Annotated in this window: 22 protein-coding genes; all 22 read right to left on the reverse strand. The window is 29.1% G+C overall.

Annotation, left to right across the window (positions count from 1 at the left end):
- Positions 1-8: 8 nt before the first annotated feature.
- Entirely contained in the window at positions 9-860 is an 852-nt protein-coding gene (locus tag AELL_RS13410; RefSeq protein WP_118918436.1) for a biotin synthase, read from the reverse strand.
- The gene (locus AELL_RS13415) at positions 850-1362 is read right to left on the reverse strand and encodes a YfcE family phosphodiesterase (RefSeq protein WP_118918668.1); all 513 of its coding nucleotides are present in this window, start codon (positions 1360-1362) and stop codon (positions 850-852) included. The genes AELL_RS13410 and AELL_RS13415 overlap by 11 nt, the downstream gene beginning before the upstream one ends.
- Positions 1362-3710: a type I DNA topoisomerase gene (gene topA / locus AELL_RS13420; protein ID WP_118918437.1), complete on the reverse strand. Its 2349-nt coding sequence runs from the start codon at positions 3708-3710 to the stop codon at positions 1362-1364. The genes AELL_RS13415 and topA overlap by 1 nt, the downstream gene beginning before the upstream one ends.
- Positions 3711-3764: 54 nt before the next feature.
- Positions 3765-4550: a UDP-N-acetylmuramate dehydrogenase gene (locus AELL_RS13425; RefSeq protein ID WP_118918438.1), complete on the reverse strand. Its 786-nt coding sequence runs from the start codon at positions 4548-4550 to the stop codon at positions 3765-3767.
- Between the two features lie 3 nt (positions 4551-4553).
- Complete coding sequence (locus tag AELL_RS13430) at positions 4554-5420, reverse strand: menaquinone biosynthesis family protein (protein WP_118918439.1); 867 nt, start codon at positions 5418-5420, stop codon at positions 4554-4556.
- 48 nt (positions 5421-5468) lie between these two features.
- Entirely contained in the window at positions 5469-5957 is a 489-nt protein-coding gene (locus AELL_RS13435) for a transglycosylase SLT domain-containing protein (protein ID WP_118918440.1), read from the reverse strand.
- A gap of 55 nt (positions 5958-6012) precedes the next feature.
- Entirely contained in the window at positions 6013-7515 is a 1503-nt protein-coding gene (gene nuoN, locus AELL_RS13440; RefSeq protein ID WP_118918441.1) for an NADH-quinone oxidoreductase subunit NuoN, read from the reverse strand.
- The gene (locus AELL_RS13445; RefSeq protein WP_118918442.1) at positions 7515-9041 is read right to left on the reverse strand and encodes an NADH-quinone oxidoreductase subunit M; all 1527 of its coding nucleotides are present in this window, start codon (positions 9039-9041) and stop codon (positions 7515-7517) included. The genes nuoN and AELL_RS13445 overlap by 1 nt, the downstream gene beginning before the upstream one ends.
- A 12-nt stretch (positions 9042-9053) precedes the next feature.
- Complete coding sequence (gene nuoL, locus AELL_RS13450; RefSeq protein ID WP_118918443.1) at positions 9054-10910, reverse strand: NADH-quinone oxidoreductase subunit L; 1857 nt, start codon at positions 10908-10910, stop codon at positions 9054-9056.
- A 2-nt stretch (positions 10911-10912) separates the two neighbouring features.
- A complete protein-coding gene (gene nuoK / locus AELL_RS13455; protein ID WP_118918444.1) occupies positions 10913-11212 on the reverse strand; it encodes an NADH-quinone oxidoreductase subunit NuoK in 300 nt (99 codons plus the stop codon).
- A complete protein-coding gene (locus AELL_RS13460; RefSeq protein ID WP_118918445.1) occupies positions 11212-11790 on the reverse strand; it encodes an NADH-quinone oxidoreductase subunit J in 579 nt (192 codons plus the stop codon). The genes nuoK and AELL_RS13460 overlap by 1 nt, the downstream gene beginning before the upstream one ends.
- Positions 11791-11799: 9 nt before the next feature.
- Positions 11800-12420: an NADH-quinone oxidoreductase subunit NuoI gene (nuoI, locus tag AELL_RS13465; RefSeq protein ID WP_118918446.1), complete on the reverse strand. Its 621-nt coding sequence runs from the start codon at positions 12418-12420 to the stop codon at positions 11800-11802.
- Between the two features lie 9 nt (positions 12421-12429).
- Positions 12430-13422 (reverse strand): NADH-quinone oxidoreductase subunit NuoH, encoded by a 993-nt coding sequence (nuoH, locus tag AELL_RS13470; protein WP_118918447.1) that lies wholly within the window; start codon positions 13420-13422, stop codon positions 12430-12432.
- 1 nt (position 13423) lies between these two features.
- Positions 13424-15898: an NADH-quinone oxidoreductase subunit G gene (locus AELL_RS13475; RefSeq protein WP_118918448.1), complete on the reverse strand. Its 2475-nt coding sequence runs from the start codon at positions 15896-15898 to the stop codon at positions 13424-13426.
- The gene (locus AELL_RS13480; RefSeq protein ID WP_118918449.1) at positions 15898-16686 is read right to left on the reverse strand and encodes a hypothetical protein; all 789 of its coding nucleotides are present in this window, start codon (positions 16684-16686) and stop codon (positions 15898-15900) included. The genes AELL_RS13475 and AELL_RS13480 overlap by 1 nt, the downstream gene beginning before the upstream one ends.
- Positions 16679-16957 (reverse strand): NADH-ubiquinone oxidoreductase subunit E family protein, encoded by a 279-nt coding sequence (locus AELL_RS13485; protein WP_118918450.1) that lies wholly within the window; start codon positions 16955-16957, stop codon positions 16679-16681. The genes AELL_RS13480 and AELL_RS13485 overlap by 8 nt, the downstream gene beginning before the upstream one ends.
- Positions 16954-18180 carry an NADH dehydrogenase (quinone) subunit D gene (gene nuoD / locus AELL_RS13490; protein ID WP_118918451.1) on the reverse strand — a complete coding sequence of 409 codons (1227 nt, stop codon included), beginning with the start codon at positions 18178-18180 and terminating at the stop codon, positions 16954-16956. Before nuoD ends, AELL_RS13485 begins: the two co-directional genes overlap by 4 nt.
- Positions 18181-18186: 6 nt before the next feature.
- Positions 18187-18990, reverse strand: a complete 804-nt coding sequence (locus tag AELL_RS13495) for an NADH-quinone oxidoreductase subunit C (RefSeq protein ID WP_192941202.1) — start codon at positions 18988-18990, stop codon at positions 18187-18189.
- The gene (locus AELL_RS13500) at positions 18990-19499 is read right to left on the reverse strand and encodes a NuoB/complex I 20 kDa subunit family protein (protein WP_014475415.1); all 510 of its coding nucleotides are present in this window, start codon (positions 19497-19499) and stop codon (positions 18990-18992) included. The genes AELL_RS13495 and AELL_RS13500 overlap by 1 nt, the downstream gene beginning before the upstream one ends.
- Positions 19481-19870, reverse strand: coding sequence for an NAD(P)H-quinone oxidoreductase subunit 3 (locus tag AELL_RS13505; RefSeq protein ID WP_118918453.1), 390 nt, complete (start codon positions 19868-19870; stop codon positions 19481-19483). Before AELL_RS13505 ends, AELL_RS13500 begins: the two co-directional genes overlap by 19 nt.
- Positions 19871-20181: 311 nt before the next feature.
- The gene (locus AELL_RS13510; protein ID WP_118918454.1) at positions 20182-21915 is read right to left on the reverse strand and encodes an ATP-binding protein; all 1734 of its coding nucleotides are present in this window, start codon (positions 21913-21915) and stop codon (positions 20182-20184) included.
- Between the two features lie 7 nt (positions 21916-21922).
- On the reverse strand, positions 21923-22267 hold the full coding sequence (locus tag AELL_RS13515) for a hypothetical protein (protein WP_164967209.1): 345 nt from the start codon (positions 22265-22267) through the stop codon (positions 21923-21925).
- Positions 22268-22313: the final 46 nt, after the last annotated feature.

Raw genomic sequence — 22313 nt, forward strand, 5'->3', positions numbered from 1 at the left:
CTACCTTATTAATCTCTTTCTCTTTTTATTTTATATCCATGTTTTTCAAGTTCAGCAATATCATCAGCAGGTGTTTTTCCTTGTGTTGTTAAATAATCACCAATAACAAAGGCATTTGCACCTTTTTCAAAGATTTTATATTGTTCATCACCAAACATAACTTCTCGTCCACCTGCAACCATAATTTTCATTGCATTTGGAATCATCTTTCTTGCAAGTGTTATAAGCTCAAAAGCCTCTTCTCTTGTAATTGTATTTTTTACAATTGGTAAAGCTTCATTTGGATGGAAAAAGTTTAAAGGAACATTCATAGGCTCTAAAGAAGCAATTGATTCAAGCATTGAAATTCTTTGCTCTTGAGTCTCCCCCATTCCAAAAATTCCACCACATACAAGTCTTAAACCAACTTGTTTTACATTTAAACAAGTTTGATATCTATCATCCCAAGGGTGAGTTGTACAGATTTCATCATAAAAATCTCTTGCTGTTTCTAAGTTATGATTATAAGCATCAACTCCAGCGTCTTTTAAAGTTTGAAGGTCTTCAACTGTTGCAATACCATTACATGCAATTAAAATTAAACCTAAATTCTCTTTTTTGATTGCCTTTGCTGCTTCACAAACATACTCTAATCTTTTTGGAGTTAATCCTTTTCCAGCTGTTACTAAACAAAAACCATTTGCATTATTTGCTCTTGCTCTTTTTGCTTCTTCAACAATTTGAGCTATCTCTTTTTGTTTATATCTTTGGATATCTGCTTTATACTTTACACTTTGTGTACAGAATTTACAGTCTTCATTACATGTACCACTTTCAATATTACAAATAGCACATAAAAAAATCTCATCATTATTTTTCATAAATTATCTCTTCTTTTTTAAAATTTTCTTCATTTTTATTTTTATAATAGCGTGTGATTATATACTCATTTTCATTAATCTCTAGTTTCGCACATTCAATTAGTGGCTTTTCTCGTGCACAAACTTCACCTGGATTTAGGAATAACGTTTTGTTTTTATAATCACATTCAAATTCGTGAGTATGCCCAAAAATCACAATATCACTATCAGGAGTTAAATGATAAGGTAAATGCATAAGTTTAAATTTTAAATCTTGAATTTTAAAGTAATATGGCTCAGCTTTTATATTATATTTTGAGGATAAAGAGAGTAAAGCTCTATCATTATTTCCAAAAACTGCTATATATTTAAGTTCTGATTCTTCTAAAAGTTGAAGATTCTTTTCTATACATAAATCACCTGCATGAATTAAATATTCACACTTTTGTGCTTTTAAAAAATCAATAACTTCTTTCGTATAGTCACTTTTTAAATGACTATCCGACAAAATACCAATTTTAATCACTTTTTCTCAGTGCTCTTTTTAGTAGTTTTTTTAGCTGTTGTTTTTTTCTCTGTTGAAGCTTTTTTAACAGTAGTTCTTTTTGTTGTACCTTTTGAATCTTTTTCAATAATTTCAAGGCATTGTTCAAGTGTTAAATCATTTGCTTCAATTCCCTTTGGTATTTTAAAGTTTTTTCTACCTTGTTTTATATATGGTCCATATTGACCAACTAAAATTTGGATTTTTTCTTTATCAAAAGTTTTAATTGTTGATTTTTCTTTAGCTTCATCAAGCTCTTTTATAATCTCTTCTGCTCTAGCTAAATCAACTGTATATGGGTCATCTGTTTTTAAAGAGTAATATTTTGATTTAACTTGTAAATATGGTCCAAATCTTCCAATATTTGCTTTAATTTCATCTCCATTTTTATCAACGCCTACAACCCTTGGAAGTGTAAATAAAAACAAAGCTTCATCTAAAGTAATTGTATCCATATTAAGATGGTCTGGAATTGCTACAAATTTTGGTTTTTCTTCATCATCTTTTGTTCCAATTTGAACAAAAGGACCAAATCTTCCAACTCTTGCACTAACTGGTTTTCCGCTTTTTGGGTCAATTCCGATTTCTCTTACTTGTAAATAATCCTCTTTTTGGACACTACTTTCTTTTTCATCAATTGTTTTTTTGAAATTCCCATAGAAATCTTTCATTACTTGTTCCCAAGCTATTTTTCCAAGGGCAATTTCATCAAACTCTTCTTCAATTTTAGCTGTAAAACCTAAATCTACAATATCAGAAAAATGGTCAACTAAAAAGCTATTTACAATTTCACCTGTTTGAGTAGGAATTAGTTTTTTATCCTCTGTTTTTGTTACATACTCTCTTGCTTGAATAGTTGAAATAGTTGGAGCGTAAGTTGAAGGTCTTCCGATTCCTTCACTCTCTAATTTTTTAACTAAAGAAGCTTCTGTATATCTTGCAGGTGGTTGTGTAAATTTTTGTTCACTTTCTAATTTTTCTAACTCTAAAACCGTTCCAACTTTAATATTTGGTAAGATTTTTTCAGTGCTATCAAGTGCAGCTTCTGGATTATCACTACCTTCTGTATAAGCTTTCATAAACCCAGCAAAAATAATTCTTTGACCTTTAGTTTGAAATTCAAACTCTTTATTACGTCCAGCTTCAATTTTATATGTTGTATTTGCGATTTTTGCTTGTGCCATTTGAGTTGCAAGTGTTCTTTTCCAAATAAGACTATAAAGTCTATATTGAGCTGGTTCAACAAACTCTTTAATCATACTTGGTTTTAATGCTAAATTAACTGGTCTTATTGCTTCGTGAGCTTCTTGTGCACCTTTGGCAGTTGACTTGTAAACTCTTGGTTTACTCAAAGAATACTCTTTTCCATACTCTTCCTCAATTACAGCTTTTGCAGCTGTTGTAGCAACTGTTGAAAGATTTAAAGAATCTGTTCTCATATAAGTGATTAAACCACCTGTATGATTTGGAATATTTCCCACATTTCCTTCATAAAGTTGTTGAGCAATAACCATTGTTTGTTTTACTGAAAGCCCAAGTTTTCTTGAAGCCTCTTGTTGTAAAGTAGAAGTTGTAAATGGAGCTGCTGGATTTCTAGTGCTCTCTTTTTCTTCAATATCAACAAGTTTATAAATACCTTGTTTTAAAGAAGCTTCAATTTTTAAAGCTTGTTCTTCATTTTCAATTTTTGCAGTTTTTCCATTTTCTTTTACAAGTTCAGATTTTAATTCTGGATTTATAAAATCAGCTTTTATTTTCCAATACTCTTCAGGAATAAATGCTCTTATTTCATTTTCTCTATCAACTATAATTCTAACAGCAACAGATTGAACTCTTCCTGCACTTAAACCATATCTTACTTTTTTCCATAATAAAGGAGAAAGTTCATAACCAACTGCTCTATCTAAAATACGTCTTGCTTGTTGAGCATCAACTAAATGTTGGTCAACATCTCTTGGATTTTCTAAGGCTTTTAAAATTGCATCTTTTGTAATTTCATGAAAAACAATTCTTTTTATAGGATTTTTTTCTATTTTTAGTGCGGGAATTAAGTGCCAAGCTATGGCTTCTCCCTCTCTATCCTCATCGGCTGCTAGGTAAATTGTGGTATCTTTAGTAATATGTTTTTTTAAATCACTTATAACTTTTTTCTTATCAGCAGTAACCATATATTTTGGTTTAAAATTATCATCTGGGTCAAACCCTAAACTAGATTTTGGTAAATCTCTTACATGTCCCATCGAAGCCATAACGGTAAAATCATTACCCAAAAATTTTGATATTGTTTTTGCTTTTGCTGGGGACTCCACTATAACTAAATTTTTCACTAAAAGTACCTTAACATTTTTTTGAGTTTGCATTCTAACATAAATAAATTAATTTTACTTGTAAATTATAATCTCTTCTTCTATATCTATATTAAACTCATCTTTTATTTTTTGTTTTGCTAAATCTATTAAATAAATTGCATCATCAAAAGTTCCATTACCGTAATTTACTAAAAAGTTTGCATGAAGTTCAGAAAAACTCATATCACCTTTTTTGATTCCTTTTAAACCAACAGCTTCTATTAATCTTCCTGCAAAATCACCCTTTGGATTTTTAAAACAACTTCCTGCACTTGCAACACTTGGTTGATTATCTCTCATTTTAGTAAACTCTTTTAACATTTCATTTGAAAACCCATACTCAATGTTAAAAACCACTTCATAAACTATAGTATCAATTTTTGTTTCTCTATATGAGAAATCTATATCCTCTTTTTTGATATAACCATCTTTTGTTTTTATACTATCAATATAATTAAACACTTCCCAAGATTTTAATCCTGCATTCATTTTTACCAAACCACCTAAATTTCCTGGAAGTTTTGCTAAAAATTCTAAATTTTTTATATCATTTTTTCTAGTATATGTTAAAAGTTTTCCTGATGTTGTTGCACAACCAACATAAAGTTTATTACCTTCTTGTTTTATATAGTCAAACTCTTCACCCAAAATTGCAAATTTTTTATTTGTATTTTGTGAAACTAATAAATTATTTGCTCGACCTATAATTTGATAATCACTATAATCACCTATTTCATTAATTACTAAAACATCTAATACTGGTCCAATTCTTATTGATGAATATCTTGTAAAATCTATTGTTCTAATACTATTTTGCATCTATTATCTTGCTCTTAACTCTTCATATTCACTAGGGATTAAAAAATCTTCTGCTTTAATCAAATTTTGATAAAAACCATTTTTATATCCAAGTTCAAATAGTTTATCAAGCGCTTTATATTGTATTTCACTCATTTTTACTGAATTATCATTTGCATATAAATCTAAATATTTATCAAGTGTTGGCGCATCAACTCTAATTAAACCTTTTTCTAAAAGCATTGGAGCTAAAACTTTTCTATTTTTATTTGCAACTTCAACAGCTTTTATTAGTGTATTTTCATAATTTATTGCACTATGAAGAGGAATTGAACGACGTAAGCACATTCCACCAAGTGGTAATGGTAAACCTCCACCACTAAGTTCTAACCAAACATCCCACATTTCACGTTCAACTTCTAACTCATTGTCATAAGTTAATATTGATTCATGAATTAATACACCTGCATCTACTGTTCCATCAAGAACAGCATTTTCAATATCTAAAAAATTCATATATGTGATTCTTGCATTTGGATAAGCGATTTTAAACAAAAGTGCATTTGTTGTAAACTCTCCACTAAGAGCTACTTTAAAATTCTTTTTAAGAACTGTTCCTTTTTTCTTTATAAGTTTTGGTCCATAACCTTCACCAAAAGATACTGCTGTTTTTAAAAGTGCGTAATCATCTTTAACAAAAGGATACAAAGCAAAAGAGATTGCGCAAATATCATATTCACCTTTTAATGTAGCTTGATTTAATGTCTCTATATCTAAAGCTATATTATCAAATTTTGCATCATCTGGAGTCACCCAACCAAATTTAATTGCATAATACATAAATATATCATCTGCATCAGGTGAATGTCCTACACTAATATTTTTCAAAATAATTCCTTTATTAATTCTTTGGGGATTTTAGCGAGATAAACTTTAAATTTATAAGTTATATTCAAATCTTAGTTTTTTTATAATATCAAATATTGAGTTTGCATATAAAACTCCAACATTACTATTATATCGCCAGCCAGCGTTATAACTAGCCCAAACCTTTACCCAATTCTCTTTATGAATTTCTCGCCAATAATCTATTTCAACAATTGCATTTGCCGTTGAAAAAGCAACATCATTTAAAAGTTTATAAGCAAAATATCTTCTATTATAATAGTTATCTTCCACATATTGTCTTCTTAACACACTTTTTATATTTGATTGAAAAAGTCCATAATCATTACTTTCAAAATTTATTTGTTTTTTCCCAACTGAAGACTCTTTTATGGCAATTGCCATTAAAGTATATTTCATCATTTTATCATCAGTTAGAGATTTAATCTTTTTTAATATGATTAAATCTGTATTTGTTAATCCTAATGAGTTTGAAAAAGCAAGATTATAAATACATAAAATTAGAAGTAGAATTTTTTTCATAAAAGAAGTTTACTAAAATTCTAATCATTTTTCAAAATGATTAGAACTTTTTAGTTTAAAAACCAGAATTAGATACATACATATTTATTATATTTAATAAAGGCTCGATTAATAAAATAGAAATAATTGTTAAAAATACAGCTAATCCAATCATTGATTTCATTGGAGTTGTTGCATTTTGCATAAATTTAGTATTCATTCCCTCTTCTGGGTTTCTTAAGAACATATATGAAACTGGTCTTAAATAATAGTACGCAGAGATTACTGAGTTTAATGCAATAATTACAGCCAAAGCAATATGACCTGCATTTACAGCACTTCCAATTATGTACATTTTTCCCCAAAATAGTGCAAATGGAGGAAGACCTGTTAATGCAAAAAAGAATAATCCTAAAATTGAAGCTGTAAATGGTGAAATTTGAGCCAATCCAGAGAATTTTTTGAAAGTATATGGAGAGTTATAATCTGCATACTCTTTTCCTCTATTTAACCAAAGCATTCCAAATGCTCCAAAGTTTGTTATTGTAAATAAAATCCAATATAAAAACAGAGCTTCTGTTGCTTGATGTGTTCCAATTACAATTGCAGCCATTGCTACACCAGCATTTGATATTGATGAATAAGCCAACATTCTTTTTATATCTTTTTGTTGTAAAGCAATTAAATTTGGAATAGTCATAGTTAAAATTACAGTAACATAAAGTAAAGTTTGAATTATTGGGTCATTTAGATGAATAAAAATCTCAAAAAATCTTAAAGCTACAACAAATCCTGCCATTTTTGGAATAACCGATAAAAATCCTGCCATTGCTGAAGTTGAACCTTGATAAACATCAGGAACCCAAATATTATATGGGAATAAAGAAAGTTTAAATCCAATTGCAGCAAACATAAATACAAATCCAACTAAGATTAAAACATAATTAGAATAATTTAATGTAGTTAAATATCCCTCTTGTGATAATACTTGAGCCATTTGTGCTAATTCTAATGTTCCTGTTGTTGCATAAAAAATCATTGCTCCAAATACAAAAAATGCAGCAGCTAACGCTCCCATTGTAAAATACTTCACAGCAGCTTCAATAGAAACCATTCTATTATGCATTGCAATCATTGTGTACAAAGATAAAGATGATGTTTCAAGTCCAACAAAAATCAAAATTAAAGAATCAGAACTTACCATAAACTGTAAACTTGCAACTACAAGTAAGTATAAAGCAAAATATTCTGCATATCTAAACTCTTGGAATCTTAGTTTTGATAAGCCCAATAAAACGAACATTATTGAACCAACTATTATGATACATTGAGATAAAATAGCAATTCCATCTACTAACATTACATCAAACATTCCTCTTTCATCACCATTGAATGCTAAAAGAGTAAATAAGTCAAAAATTAAAAATAATACAACTAATATCACATAAAGAGATTTGTGTTTATTTTTATTAAAAATATCTGTTAATAAAATACCTAATGCACCAATAATTGCGATTGACATTGGTGCGATTGTTCCTAGGTTTAGAGATTCTAAACTTATATTAATAGGTTCAAGCATTATTTAACCTCCCCTATAGAATTTAAAGCTTTTAATTTCTCTTTTGTATCATCATTAACAGCTTTTATTTCCATAACATTTATTACTTGTGTTACTGACCCATTTAATGGTTCTAAAATCAATTTTGGATAAATTCCTAAAGCTATAATTAAAACAACCAATGAACCAAGAGCAACTAACTCTCTTCCAAAGATATCTTTAATTGTTTTATTTTCAGGTTTTACTAATTTTCCATAAAATGTTCTTTTATACATTGATAACATATAAACTGCACTTAAAACAATTGTTAAAGTTGCAATAAATGTCAATACAGGAGAGAATTTAAAGAATCCTAAAAGTGATAAAAACTCCCCAATAAATCCAATTGTTAAAGGTAAACCAATAGATGCCATTAAAACAACTGCATAAACAACAGCAAAAACTGGCATATTATGAGCTAATCCACCAAACTCTTTTATCATTTTTGTATGTCTTCTATCATATAAAACTCCAACACACATAAATAATGCACCTGAAACTAAGCCATGTCCAATCATTAGGAAAACTCCACCTGAAATTCCCTCAATATTTAAAGCAAATACTCCAAGAATAATTACACCCATGTGAGAAACTGATGAATATGCAATCATCTGCTTCATATCTTCTTGTGCATAAGCTACCATTGCTGTATAAATAATTGCAATTAATCCAAGTGCTGCCATAAATGGTACAAAATAAACAGAAGCATCAGGGAATAATGGTAAAGAGAATCTTATAAATCCATATGTTTCCATTTTTAATAACACAGCTGCAAGCATAATAGAACCAATTGTTGGTGCTTGTCCATGAGCTAGTGGTAACCAAGTATGGAATGGGAACATTGGAACTTTTACAGCAAATGCCATAAAGAATGCAATAAATAACCATAATTGTAAATCAAATGGTAAAACTATTGAATTCCAATCCATCAAACTAAAGCTCCAAACACCTGTTGTTTGAAAATATACATATCCAAAATACAAGATACCAATTAACATGATTAAAGAACCTGTAAATGTATATAAGAAGAATTTAATTGCAGCATAAAATCTTTTTTCTGCTCCCCAAAATCCAATAACATAAAACATTGGAATAAGAGTTAATTCCCAGAAAACATAGAACATAATCACATCTAATGAGACGAAAACACCTACCATTGTCATTTCTAGGAACAACATAGTAATAATTAGATTTTTTATATCTTTTTTCTCAGTAAGTCCAATTACTGCAATCATTGTCATAAATGTAATCATAACAACCAAAAACAATGAAATACCATCAATTCCAACTATATAATTAATTCCATAGGCACTAATAAGTGGAAAGTTCTGACTAAACTGCATTCCTGCTACATTTGTATCAAAGTGATACCACATTAAAAGTGATAACACAAATTCAACAACCGTTACCACAACCCCGAATTGTCTCATTGAATCTTTATGAATTAAAAATCCAACAACCGCAGCTGCAGCAGGGAAAAATATCAACATCGCTAAAATATTTTCCATTTACATAACCCCTTAAAGTACCGATAAAACTAAGGCAAAAACTAATCCTAAAATTAGTCCTAAACTCATTAGTCTTAAAGATGATGATAAATTTCCAGATTGAATTGGTCTTGCTTTTACACTCAATTTATTTATAAAATGAGCTAAACCATCAATTGAAGCATCAATTAATTTGATTTCAATTACTTTCCATACCCATACTGAAATTGCATAATATGGTTTTGAAATACAAACTTCATAAAATTTTGGAATATAGTATTGATTACTTAATAATTTATAAACAAATGTATCTTCCCATGATTTACTAAATCCACCATTTTTATATTTATAAACTGCAAATAAAATACCAAAAATCGCAACGCCACTTGTGATTAAAATTAAAATCCAAGCTGTTGAATGATTTAGATTAGATGCTTCCCAAGTTGGTAAAATTTGAGTTACAAACTCTATAAATGAGTGTTCAAACCAACCAGCAATTACAGCTAAAACAGCAAGTGGAATCATTGCTGCAATAACAAAACTTTTTGCTTCATGCGGATGTGAATTTTTATTGTAATTTGCTTCCCCAAAGAAAATTTTCATCACAAGTCTAAATGAATAAAATGCTGTTAAACCTGCTGTTATCCATAAAATTGCCCATAAAATTGTTGCATCTGCATTAAATGCTGCTTCTAAAATTTTATCTTTTGAGAAGAATCCTGCAAGTGGGAAAATTCCTGCTAATGCTAAAGAAGCAATAATCATAATATATGAAGTTGCTTTCATCTCTTTATGAAGTCCACCCATTTTTCTAATATCAAGTTCATCATGCATTGCATGCATAACATTTCCAGCTCCAAGGAATAATACTGATTTAAAGAAAGCATGAGTTGCTAGATGAAATAGTGCAACCCAATAAGCTCCCAGACCAGCAGCAACAAACATATATCCTAATTGAGATAGAGTTGAATACGCAATGATTCTTTTCATATCATTATTTACTAATGCCATAGTTGCAGCAAAAATTGCAACAAATGCTCCTAAACAAGCAATTGCATAACCTACTTCTGGAATTAATGTATATAATTCATTTGAACGAACTACTAAATAAACTCCAGCTGTTACCATTGTTGCAGCATGAATTAAAGCTGAAACAGGAGTTGGTCCTTCCATTGCATCTGCAAGCCAAGTGTGTAATGGAAATTGTGCTGATTTACCCATAGCTCCTAAGAATAATAAAGCTCCAATCCAAATAAGTGTTGAATTTTCAAGTGTTGAAAATTGTGCAAATACTATATCATATTGTAAACTTCCAATATTCCAGTAAATCAAAAACATTCCAAGTAATAATCCTAAATCTCCAACTCTATTCATTATAAAGGCTTCATTTGCTGCCCAAGTTGCAGACTCTTTTTTATACCAAAATCCAATTAATAGCCAAGAACAAACTCCAACTCCTTCCCATCCTATAAATAAAACAGCAAAGTTATCACTCATTACTAAAACTAACATTGAAAAAACGAAAGCAGATAGATATGAAAAATATCTATTAAATCCATCATCATGTTCCATATATCCAATTGAATGAATATGAACCATTGTTGAAACTATTGTAACAACACTCATCATTACAACACTTACATGGTCAACAACAAATCCAAAAGGAATATCTAAATTTCCTATAACTATCCAATCAAATAGATTTACATGTAAAGTTACATCTTCTGTATAAACAAAATATAATAAGTTTAAAGAAGCATACATTGAAACAGCTAACATAAACGAAGTAAACCAACCTGTAAATGCCATTTTTGATTGCGTTGAAAATAGTGCTGCAATTAAAGAACCAACTAAAGGGGCAAAAAGTGCAATATATATAAATTTTTCCATTTTTATCCCTTCATTCCTGCAATATCATCTAAATTAATAGACCCTGTTCTTTTATACCAAAGAATTAAAAGTCCAAGACCAATTGCAACTTCACTTGCAGCAACTGCAATAATAAAAAATGCAAACATTTGTCCTGTTAAATCCCCATGGAATTTAGAAATCGCTGCAAGTCCAACATTTACTGCATTTAACATTATTTCTGTTGAGAAAAAAAGCATTAATACATTTTTTCTTCTAATTACACCAATTAAACCTATACAAAATAGAACTGTTGAAAGTATTAAATAAGCATTTAGTGTCATTAAATATCCTTTGTAGATGATTCTTCTTTTTTCATCAACTCATCTATCTCGTCTTCTTTCATTTCTGAAAATGATATATTCATTTTTTTCCCTGCTAACACAACTCCACCAACTAAAGCAACTAAAAGCATTAAAGCTGCAAGTTCAAATGGAAGTAAATATTTTGTAAATAAAACAACTCCAACATCAACAGTATTTCCATATTCAGGATGAATAGGAAACTCTGCTTCTACATTTTGACCAATAATTGGGGCAACTAAAACAATAACAACTATAACTGCAATCATTCCAGATAATAAAAATACCAATCTTGGATTATTGATTTTCTCTTTTACCTCAGATAAAGAGTCGAAAAACATCATACCAAAAGCGTATAAAGCCATAACTGCACCTGTATAAACTACAATTTGAACAGCACCTAAAAAATCAGCATTTAATAAAAAGAAAAATCCTGAAATAAAAATCATTCCAGATGCCAATGCACTTAAGGCATAAAGTGAATTATTCGTTAAAACTACAATACTAAACATACCAATAGTTAAAATAGAAAATATTATAAAAGCTATAATTTCAAACATTCAATCTCCTTAGTATGATAATGGTGTTTTTTTAATTTTTTTATCGGCATCAGGAGATACTGAACCATAACCATCGAATTCTAATTGCATTCCTAATCCATCTGCACTTGTTAAGATATCCTCTTTTAAAGAGAAGTGTGCTCTTTGTTCACTTGCATTTTCATATCTTCCACCATGAACAATTGCAAGTTCTGGACAAACCTCAGCACAATATCCACAGAAAATACATCTTCCCATATTAATTGTATATTGCATAACTTCTTTTCTAGAATTTTCATCAATTCTAGTTTCCATTCTAATACAATTTGATATACAGATTTTTTCGCAAAGTCCACAACCAATACATCTCTCTTCACCTGACTCTAAAAGTCTTAAAAGTTTATGTACTGCTCTATATCTTGGACCAATTGGTAATTTCTCTTTTGGGTATTGAACTGTTGCCATTTCACCTTTGAATAAACTTCTATACATTATTCCAAAAGTGATTTTCATTCCAACAAACAGTTCACCTTTTATAGATCTTGCTAAAACTTGCTTAAAAGCATCCCAGTTAGTTTTAGGGTAATTATCCTCTTGAACTACAACATAATCTTCACTAATATTTCTATTTTTAAACTCTTTTAGTTCCATAACTAACTCCTAAACCATCATCACAAAACCAGTAACTAAAATATTTAGTACTGCAAGTGGCATTAATATTTTCCAACATAACCACATCAATTGGTCAGGTCTAACATGTGGCCAAGAAGCTCTTGTCCATAAGAAAATGAAAATCAAGAACATAACTTTTAAAACAATTGCTAAACCACCAGGAATAAACCATAAAGGCTCAAATCCACCTAAGAAAATAAGTGAAACTAAAAATGAAATTGTAAATAAGTTCGCATACTCCCCAATAAAAAACATCCCCCATCTCATACCTGAATACTCTGTTGCATATCCTGCAACTAACTCAGCTTCATGTTCAAGTAAGTCAAATGGAGTTCTATTTGTTTCTGCAAAACCTGCAATTAAAAATAGAATAAAGGCTAAAGGTTGAGACCAAATAATCCAGTTTGAAATTCCACCTGCTTGATAGTTATTAATATCAATTAAAGATAGACTTCCTACCATCATAAGTGGAGCTAAAAGTGAAAGTCCTGATACAACCTCATAAGATAAAAGTTGAATTGCAGTTCTTGCACCTCCAAGTAATGCCCATTTGTTTGCAGAACTCATACCACCTAAAAGTGGTCCATAAAGTCCAACTGCTCCAACTGACATTACAAATAAAACACCCACATTAATATCTGAAATAATTGGTCGAACTGTATATCCAAACATTTCAAATTCAGGGAAAAATGGAACTGCACTCATTGCTATAAAAGCAGTTGCTGCTGTTATAATTGGTGCAACCATAAATATTGGTTTATTTACATTTGCAGGAATAATATCCTCTTTACAAAATAGTTTAATTCCATCTGCTGCAATTTGTAATAATCCATAAGGACCAACATTAGTTGGACCTAATCTTCTTTGCATAAAAGCTAAAATTTTTCTCTCTATATAAGTTGTAAATCCAGCAAGTGCTGAAAAAACTGCAAGTACAACTACTACTTTTACAATAGTTTCTATTATGATACTTGTTTCCATTTTATACCTTTGCTACTTTTGCTTTATTAAATCTGTAAGTATTAAATAGTGCATTTGATGGGCTATTTTTCATAAAAGTTGAAACATAAGCAATATTTCCTTTTATTTGAATATCAACATAAGCATTTAACTCTAACTCTTGATTATTTGTTACTACTTTTACTTTATCACCTTCAACTAAAGCTAATTTTTCAAAAGACTCTTTTGAAAAGAATATTCCATCTTGAAGTTTTTCTTTAAATTCATGTGAAACAGAAGTAAATTCATTAAATTGATTAATTGGATTTGCTTTATAAATTACAATTTCATTTTCTTCTAAAACTAATCTTTCAGCACTTGCTTCTTTTACACTCTCTTCTTTTAATACTTCAAAAGAGTTTATTTCATAACCTCTATATTCAACTTGGTCATTTCCAAAATGATTTGGTAAATCATCAAACTTAACAGTTTTATAACCTTTATCAATTGGAAGTTTAACTGTGTAATCAATAGTATATTCTACATCACAAGCTAAAACTTCATTTGCAACTTCATTTAAAGTATAACCTTTAAACTCTAAAGCAGCATTTGTAGGAATTACTTTTTTATCAATATTTGTAAAAGTTCCTTCTTGTTGATTAAGTGCAGGAATATCTAAATCACCATCACCTAAAGCAGAAAGTTCAAAATCAGCTTTCATGTTATATCCAACACTAAAGCCATCAACTTCACTTGAAAGTGTACAAATTTGTGCAACACCTAAAGTATTTGTTTGAGATGGAATAATAACTACATTAAAATCTGTATAAGCATCAATTAATCCACACAGTTTTGCTAGATTTTCAGCGTTTGGATGAGTGATTAAATCTTCTCCAACCATTAAAGAGAAGGCATCTTTTTTAGCTAACATTTCATCAACTAAATCAAGGAACTTTTCATCTCTTCCAAAATCTTCAACAAATGAAACCATCTCATATGAAACTTCTGTTGATACATTTTTAGAAACTACTTTTTTAACCTCTTTTTCTTCTCCTGTTGCTTCATCAACAACCATCTCAACAACATTCTCTTTTACAACTTCTGTTACAGTTTTTGTTTTAGTCTCTTTTTTAGAATCTATATATGCTTGAACTTCTGCTGGTAAGTTTTTTCCAAATTTATATAAAATGAAATATAAAATTGACTCTTCAGCCATTGGAGCATGATAAATAAAATCTGTTGTTTTTCCAATTTTTCCAATTTTTTCCATAACTGGGTCAGCTACTGGATGAAAATATAATCCCGCACCTTTATTCATAACAACAGAATTATTAAAGGCATATCTTGCATTTGGTAAATCTGATTTTAAATAAGCTCCAACAGAAATTACAAAGTTTGAATTATGTACATCTGCTAATTTTGAAGAGTATAAAGTTTGCCCAGAAGTTTTTGAGTAATTTTTTAAGAACTCTTGGTATCTTCTTGCATCTTCATTTACAAGTTTTGCACCTGTAAATTCTGAAATTTTTTGTAAAATTAAAGCCTCTTCATTTGTAATAAATGAATTAAATTTTATATTTTTTGCATTTTTAAAAGCTTCTACTGCTTTTTCAAATTTAGTTTTATCTTTTGATTGAACTTTATTTTCAAAGTCATAAGCAAATCTTCCAGCACCATTTAAAGTTGAATAGTGTGGTTCATTTGTTACTCTATAAATTCTTTTTGTTTTGTGGTTATCAATTGAATCATGTTTGATTTCATAATACATAAAAGCACAATCACTTGAATGAGGATTAGCTGCAGGTATTTTTTTAAGTTCCCAAGCATTTGAAGTATATTGGAAATCATGTGAAACTAATGCTCCAACCGGACAAGCACTAATACACTCTCCACAGTTTGTACAGGCATCAGCATCATAACCAATAAGTGATTTATTTAGTTTATTCCACATTGCATATGCATCTTTTGGCATCTCATCTTTAAATACTTTATCAATATTGTCTGAATCTCTTTTTACAGTATCTAAAGCGTTTGAACCAACCATATCTTCACAAACAGTTACACATCTTTCACAAACAATACATAAAGCTGGGTCATAATTCATAACTCCCCAATGTTGAGTTGGTCTATGAATATCTTTTATACTGTAAGATTGAGAATCAACTTTCATATATAAAGAGTAATTTTGTAATTCACACTCTCCACTTTGGTCACAAACACCACATTGTAAAGGGTGATTTACATCATAAACTTCCATAATTGCTCTTCGTTCAAGTGCAATATTTGGAGTTAAAGTTGAAATATTCATATCTGCTTTTACTTTAGTATTACAGCCATAAACTTGTTTTCCATCAGCTTCAACTAAACATAATCTACAGGCAAGTGTTGGAGAACATCTTGTCAAATAACAAACAGCAGGAACAAAAACATTATTTGCACGTGCTACATTTAATATAGACTCACCATCTTTTGCTTCAACAACTTTTCCATCAATTGTTAGTGTAATCATATCACTCATTATGCTTCTACCTTTTCAATTTTCACTTGTTTATATTTATAACCACTAAAAATATCATCTTCATTTAAAACTTCTAAAATCGCAATTGTTCCTGTTAATGACTCATCAACTTTTAAAACTCTTTTTATTTTTTCATCTTTAGAATTTATGTAAATCTCATCATTGTTTGAAACTTTTGCTATATTTGCAAAAGTTTTACTAGCAATTAATTCCTCACATTTTTTTCCAACTAATTTATAAACCAAAGTTCCATTAAATGATTTTAAATCTTCAATCTCATCAAGTTCTAAATCTTTATGAGAATTTATCTTTTGTTCTAAATCTTCATCTAAAACTACTAAATTAAAATCTGTATATTTTTTGATTAAAGCCAAAATTTTTGTGATATTTTCAACTCTTTCGTGATTTTTTATATCATTTCCAACAATTAAAACTTTAGATTGTGAAGATAAAGAAGCCTCTTTTGCTTCCTCAAACTCCTCTTCCCCTGCACTACTTTCAGCAGAAATATATCCTAAGTCTAAATTTTCAATAAACTCTTTTGTTGCTTCATCACAATTTTTTGCAAAAGTTGCTAATAACAAGGCACAAATTCCCTCTTCACTACCAACTTCATATTTTATAAATTGTGAATAAGTTGATTTTAAATTAGGATTATCAATTGGAAACATATAAACAAATTTTGATTTATTATTTAAAATTGAACTTTTTAACTCTTGATTATCTTCAAAATAAGTTCCAAAAGATAATATAAAATCACTTTTTAAAATAGTCTCTATTTTATTCATTTGTTCCACTTTCAGCAACTTCCTCAACAACTCTTGGTTCAGGTTTTACTTTTTTAACCACTAAAGTCCAATCAACTTCATTGAATTTAATAGAGTTCATCAAAGTATATCCAGCTTCATAAATCACATCTGCACTTTTTTGAATATTTGAAAAATCACCAATTTCAAACATAATAATTGCTGTCTCTTCAGGAGCAATTTGTTTATCCAAAAGTTCCAACATTCTGTCGTAAAAATCATTTTTTAAAAATCTTAAATCAAATCTTTTCATCTGTCAATCTCACCAAAAACTATATTTAAGTTACCAATTATTGTAACAACGTCAGCCAATTGACATCCAACTAATAACTCTTCTAAAATTGCCGTATGTTGGAAACTTGGAGTTCTTAATTTTAATCTATAAGCATAAGGAGTTCCATCACTAACCACAAAATAACCAAGTTCTCCTTTTGGAGATTCAGTTGCCACATAAACTTCACCAACAGGAGGTCTCATACCTTGAGTTACAAGTACAAAGTGTTGCATTAAAGAGTAATTTTGTGTCATTATTTGCTCTTTTGGAGCTGAAATATAATTTGGAGCATGAGCCATTAATTGAGAATCTGATTCATAATACATTGGGAAAAGTTGCTCTAAAATTTTTGCAGACTCTTTAATCTCAGCAATACAAATTTTATATCTTCCATATGAATCACAAGTATCTGAAACTGGTACATCAAAATCTAATTCAGGATATAATCCATAAGGCATCTCTTTTCTTAAATCCCATTTAATACCACTTCCTCTTAAAGCTACACCTGAACATGCCCAATCTTGTGCCATTTGAGGAGTTATTACTCCAACATTTTCAAGTCTTAGTTTCCAAATTCTATTTTCAGTTAAAAGACCTTCATAAGTTTTTAACTCTTTATCTAAAATTTCTAAAAATGATTTACAATCATCAATCCAATTTGCTGGTAAATCTAAAGGCACTCCACCAATTCTAACTGCACTATGAGTAAGCCTAGCACCACAATAATCTTCAATTAAATCTATTGCGTATTCTCTTTCTCTAAAACAGTATAAAAACATTGACATAGCACCAACATCAAGAGCGTGAGTTGCAAGCCAAAATAGATGAGAAATAATTCTATTTAATTCAAGTAACATCGTTCTAATAATCTCAGCTCGTCTTGGAGCTTCAATTCCAAGTAATTGCTCGATTGCTAAAGCATATCCATAGTTATTTGAAGTTGCAGCAATATAATCCATTCTATCTGTTGTAGGTAAGAATTCATTATAAATCATATTTTCTGCCATTTTTTCCATACCTCTATGAAGGTATCCAATCATTGGTCTTGATTTAACTACTTCTTCCCCTTGAAGTTCCAATACAAGTCTTAATTGTCCGTGAGCTGATGGATGTTGAGGACCAAAGTTTACCATCATAGTATTATCTTCACGCTCAAAGTGAATATTTTCAAAAAAAGGTTTTAATCTATTTGGTTGTTGCATATTTTCTTACCTTCTTCTTTTTAAAACAACTGATTCTTCAGGTTTTAATTTTTTAACTAAAGTATTTCCACCCTCTTCTTCATAAGAAATTGGAGTTTCTGGTTCAAATTGTGAAATATCCATCCCGAATGGAACTTCATGTCCAAGTCTTGCAAATCTTGTAGTATCATATCTATCAATTGCAGCTGGATCTCTTTGTTCAGGTCCTATTATATCCCTCGCACTTTTTCCAAAAATCTTATCAACTTCATACCAAGATGCAACTTCATCACCTTGTAATGGATAAGTTTTTTTAAGTGGATGGTCATACCAATCATCTGGCATAATAAGTCTTTTTAAGTTAGGATGATTTGCTACTTTTACACCTAACATATCATACATTTCTCTTTCAGACCAATTTGCTGATTTATATATTGACGTAACTGATTCAATAGCTTCATCTCTTTGCACAAAACATTTAACTCTTAATCTTTTATGTTTACTTAAAGATAACATCTCATAAAAAACTTCATAACCATCTTTTGAAGCTATATAATCAACTGCTGATAATTCCATCAACATTTCATAATTTAGCTCTTCTTTTAAAAAAGTTAATGTTTTTAGATTTTCATCTTTGTTAATAATTAAAACTAAATGTGTGTGTTCAATATACGCTTCTTTAATTTCTACTTCTTTAGAAATTTTTTCTAAATCTTTTGAAAAAATCTCATCTTCGTTTATTTCATATCTTGGAACTGGAGGAGAAACAAAAAATCTATCTGAGAAATAAGCTTGTCTTTGAACATTATCTTTTGGTGTATATTTTCTCATTATACTAACCTCTTTTTCTTATGTGCTCTAAAAATTGATTCTTTTCTGATTTTTTGTTGAAGTGTCATAAGGGCATATTGTAAAGTTTCAGGTCTTGGAGCACATCCAGGAAGATAAATATCAACAGGAATAATTCTATCAGCACCTTGGACAGTTGCGTAAGTATTAAACATTCCACCTGTGTTTGCGCAACTTCCCATTGAAATTACCCATTTTGGATCAGGCATTTGGTCATATAATCTTCTCATAAACTCAGCATGTTTTTTTGTTAAAGTTCCAGCGATTATTAATACATCAGATTGTCTTGGACTTGCTCTAAAAATAGTTCCAAATCTATCGAAGTCATATCTTGAAGCTCCAGTTGCCATCATTTCAATAGCACAACAGGCTAATCCATAAGTCATTGGCCATAAAGAGTTAGACCTACCAAAGTTAACTAACTTATCAATTGTAGTTAATTTAACAGCAGCACCATTATCTTGCAAATAATTTATTTTATGCTGTGCCATTCAAGCGCTCCTTTTTTCCATGCGTATAAAAATCCAATTGCTAATAAAATGATAAATAAAATCATTTCAATAAAACCAAACCATCCAAGTATCTTAAAATTAACAGCCCATGGAAACATAAAAATTATTTCAACATCAAATAAAATAAATAGAAGAGCAGTTAGATAAAACTGAGCCGAAATTCTATTTGGTTGTTTTGTAACTTCTGGTCCACACTCATAAAGAGTTGTTTTTAATTTCTCAGTATCTAGTCTTGCAATTTTTCTACTAATGTATCTTGAAAGCCATACTGTTGCACCAAATGCACCAAATGTCACAATAAACATTACAAATGCACCAAAATAGGGATGGGCAAATTCCATATGTGTCATTTAATCTATCCTTTTAAAGCTAAAAAGTGTTTTGTTTTTTTGTAAAAATTAATAATTTCACAAGAAAAATAGTCATAAAAATGTAATAGATAATATTTAAACCTAATAAAAAATTAGCTTTAAGCTTAATGTTTCTCTAAGTATTCAATATAAATTGGTACAAAAAGAAACACTAAATCTAAACTTAAATTTTATAGATGAAATATCTTATGATTTTGTTTTCTTAGAATTTATTTAAAAAATAAATGTAATTATATCTTTTAAAGATAAAATCAAAATAAAAAATAGAGAGAGTATATTTTTAACAAAAGTTAGAAGAATCCAACTTTTGTTTCGCTGTCAAATTGACCTTTTTGTTCTTTAGTAATTTGTTCTTTAAAATCTTCTAATCTAAATAGAGGTTCATCACTAATTGCAATTTTATAAGCAGTATTTTTGATAACTAATTCAATTTGCCCACCAGTTAATTCATATTTAGCCAACTCTTCAATATTAAAATCTTTTTCAATTGGAAGATTTGAAGGTAATAATTTTTTCCAAAGTTCAATTCTTTGGGCTTTATTTGGTTTTACAAATTCTATTTTATAGTTAAATCTTCTTGAAAATGCTTTATCTAAATTTTCTAATAAATTTGTTGTTGCAATTAATATTCCATCAAATCTTTCAATTTGTTCTAAAAAAATATTTTGCATTTGGTTATGCATTTTATCACTACTACTCATTCCACCTTGTGCACGTGAGCTTAAAAATTGGTCTGCTTCATTTAGTAACAATACAGGCTCTGATTTTGTTTGAGTTCTAAGTTCATAATATTTATCAAAAATATTTCTAACATTTTTTTCACTTTCACCAATATACATAGATAAAATTTTTGAACAGTCAAAACTAATAACCTCTTTTTTAAGTGATTTTGCTAAAGCTAAAGCAGTTAGAGTTTTTCCAGTTCCAGCAACACCATAAAAAATTATTTTTGCTTCAATTCCTTTTTTCTTATCTTTAATTCCCCAATGTTTTAATCTATTGATTACATTTTTATCAACTTGTTTTAAAAGTGCATCTAAAGTCTCTTTTGTTTTTTCATTTAAAATTACATCATCTAAAGATTTATTTGTTGAAATTAATTCAAACATATCTTGTTCTTTTATTACTGTATCAAGTTTGATTTTTCCTACACTTGCACTTTTTTTAGTTGGATGAGAGATTTTATATAAAACCTCATCAGGAATATAAAAATTTCTATTTATTCCACCAAATGGAGTTAAAACCTCATCATAATCAATCAAAGATTTTGAAACTAAAGTTGAACTCTCTTCAAGTAAACTTCTATATTTTATTTTTTCATAATCATCACTTGAGATTAACTCAATCAAAGAGTTCATATCTCTTAAACTACCATCTCCACCTGAATATTCCTCTTTTAATAAGGCTAAAAATAGAGTTTGTTCTTGTTCATTTAAACCATTATCTTTGAAAAAATCTTCAAGCATAATTGAGTTACTTGTAACTTTAATTCTCTCTTTAATTCTATTTTCCAATAAAATTAATTTTGATTTTAATCTATTTGAACTTGGGCTATTTACATCAAAATTTTTTCTAACTACATTTAATTGTTGAGCTAAATCAATTCTAAAAAATTGGTCTTGTAAATACTCTAAGTGGTCACTATAATTTTTTATTTCAGGAAGAACAAAATCATTACTTCCATTTTCTAACATTTTTAAATAAGCACTAGAAAGTGATACACTTGAATTTATAAGTTCTAGTTTTGAAACTTCACTAAGTTTTACTTGGTCAAACGATACTTGAACTAACCATCCAAACTCTAAAAGAGATTTGATTAAATCCAATTTTTCTAAATGTTTATAATTTTTTATATCATAAAACTCAGCCAAAATATCAATTACACCTAAAGTATCTCTACCATTTACATACTCTTTTGACATAAATTGTAGAATTTTTGCCTCTTCAACTGAGCATTTTAATTGTGCAAAAAAGTTTGTTTTTTCGACATCAGCTGCTTTTATAAAATTAATTACTTCTTTCATTCTTCTCCTATAATTTCCCTTTTAATTTTTCTAAAAAGAGATTCAAATCATTTTTATCTTTAAACTCAAAAACAAAATCATCAACCATAAGTTTTGTCTCTTTTGTATCTATATTTTTAATATCTTTATACTTTATAGTTTTCAAATTTTTATTCACATCAACTACAAAACTATTCTCTATTTCAACTAAACTATCTTCACATAAAGCTTTATATGAACCACGAGAATAGATATACTCTTTACAATTTGTACTATTTAGATATTCTTCAATTTTGTCTAAATTTGAGTGATTGTGAATATTTAAAGAGATGACAACAATTGCTATTATTAAAAACAATCCGATAAAAATCATTTAAACTTCCTTTAAATTTAATATCATACAGCAACATCTCTTAACT

It is taken from the genome of Arcobacter ellisii (assembly GCF_003544915.1).
In the GTDB taxonomy this organism is placed as follows: Bacteria; Campylobacterota; Campylobacteria; order Campylobacterales; family Arcobacteraceae; genus Aliarcobacter; species Aliarcobacter ellisii.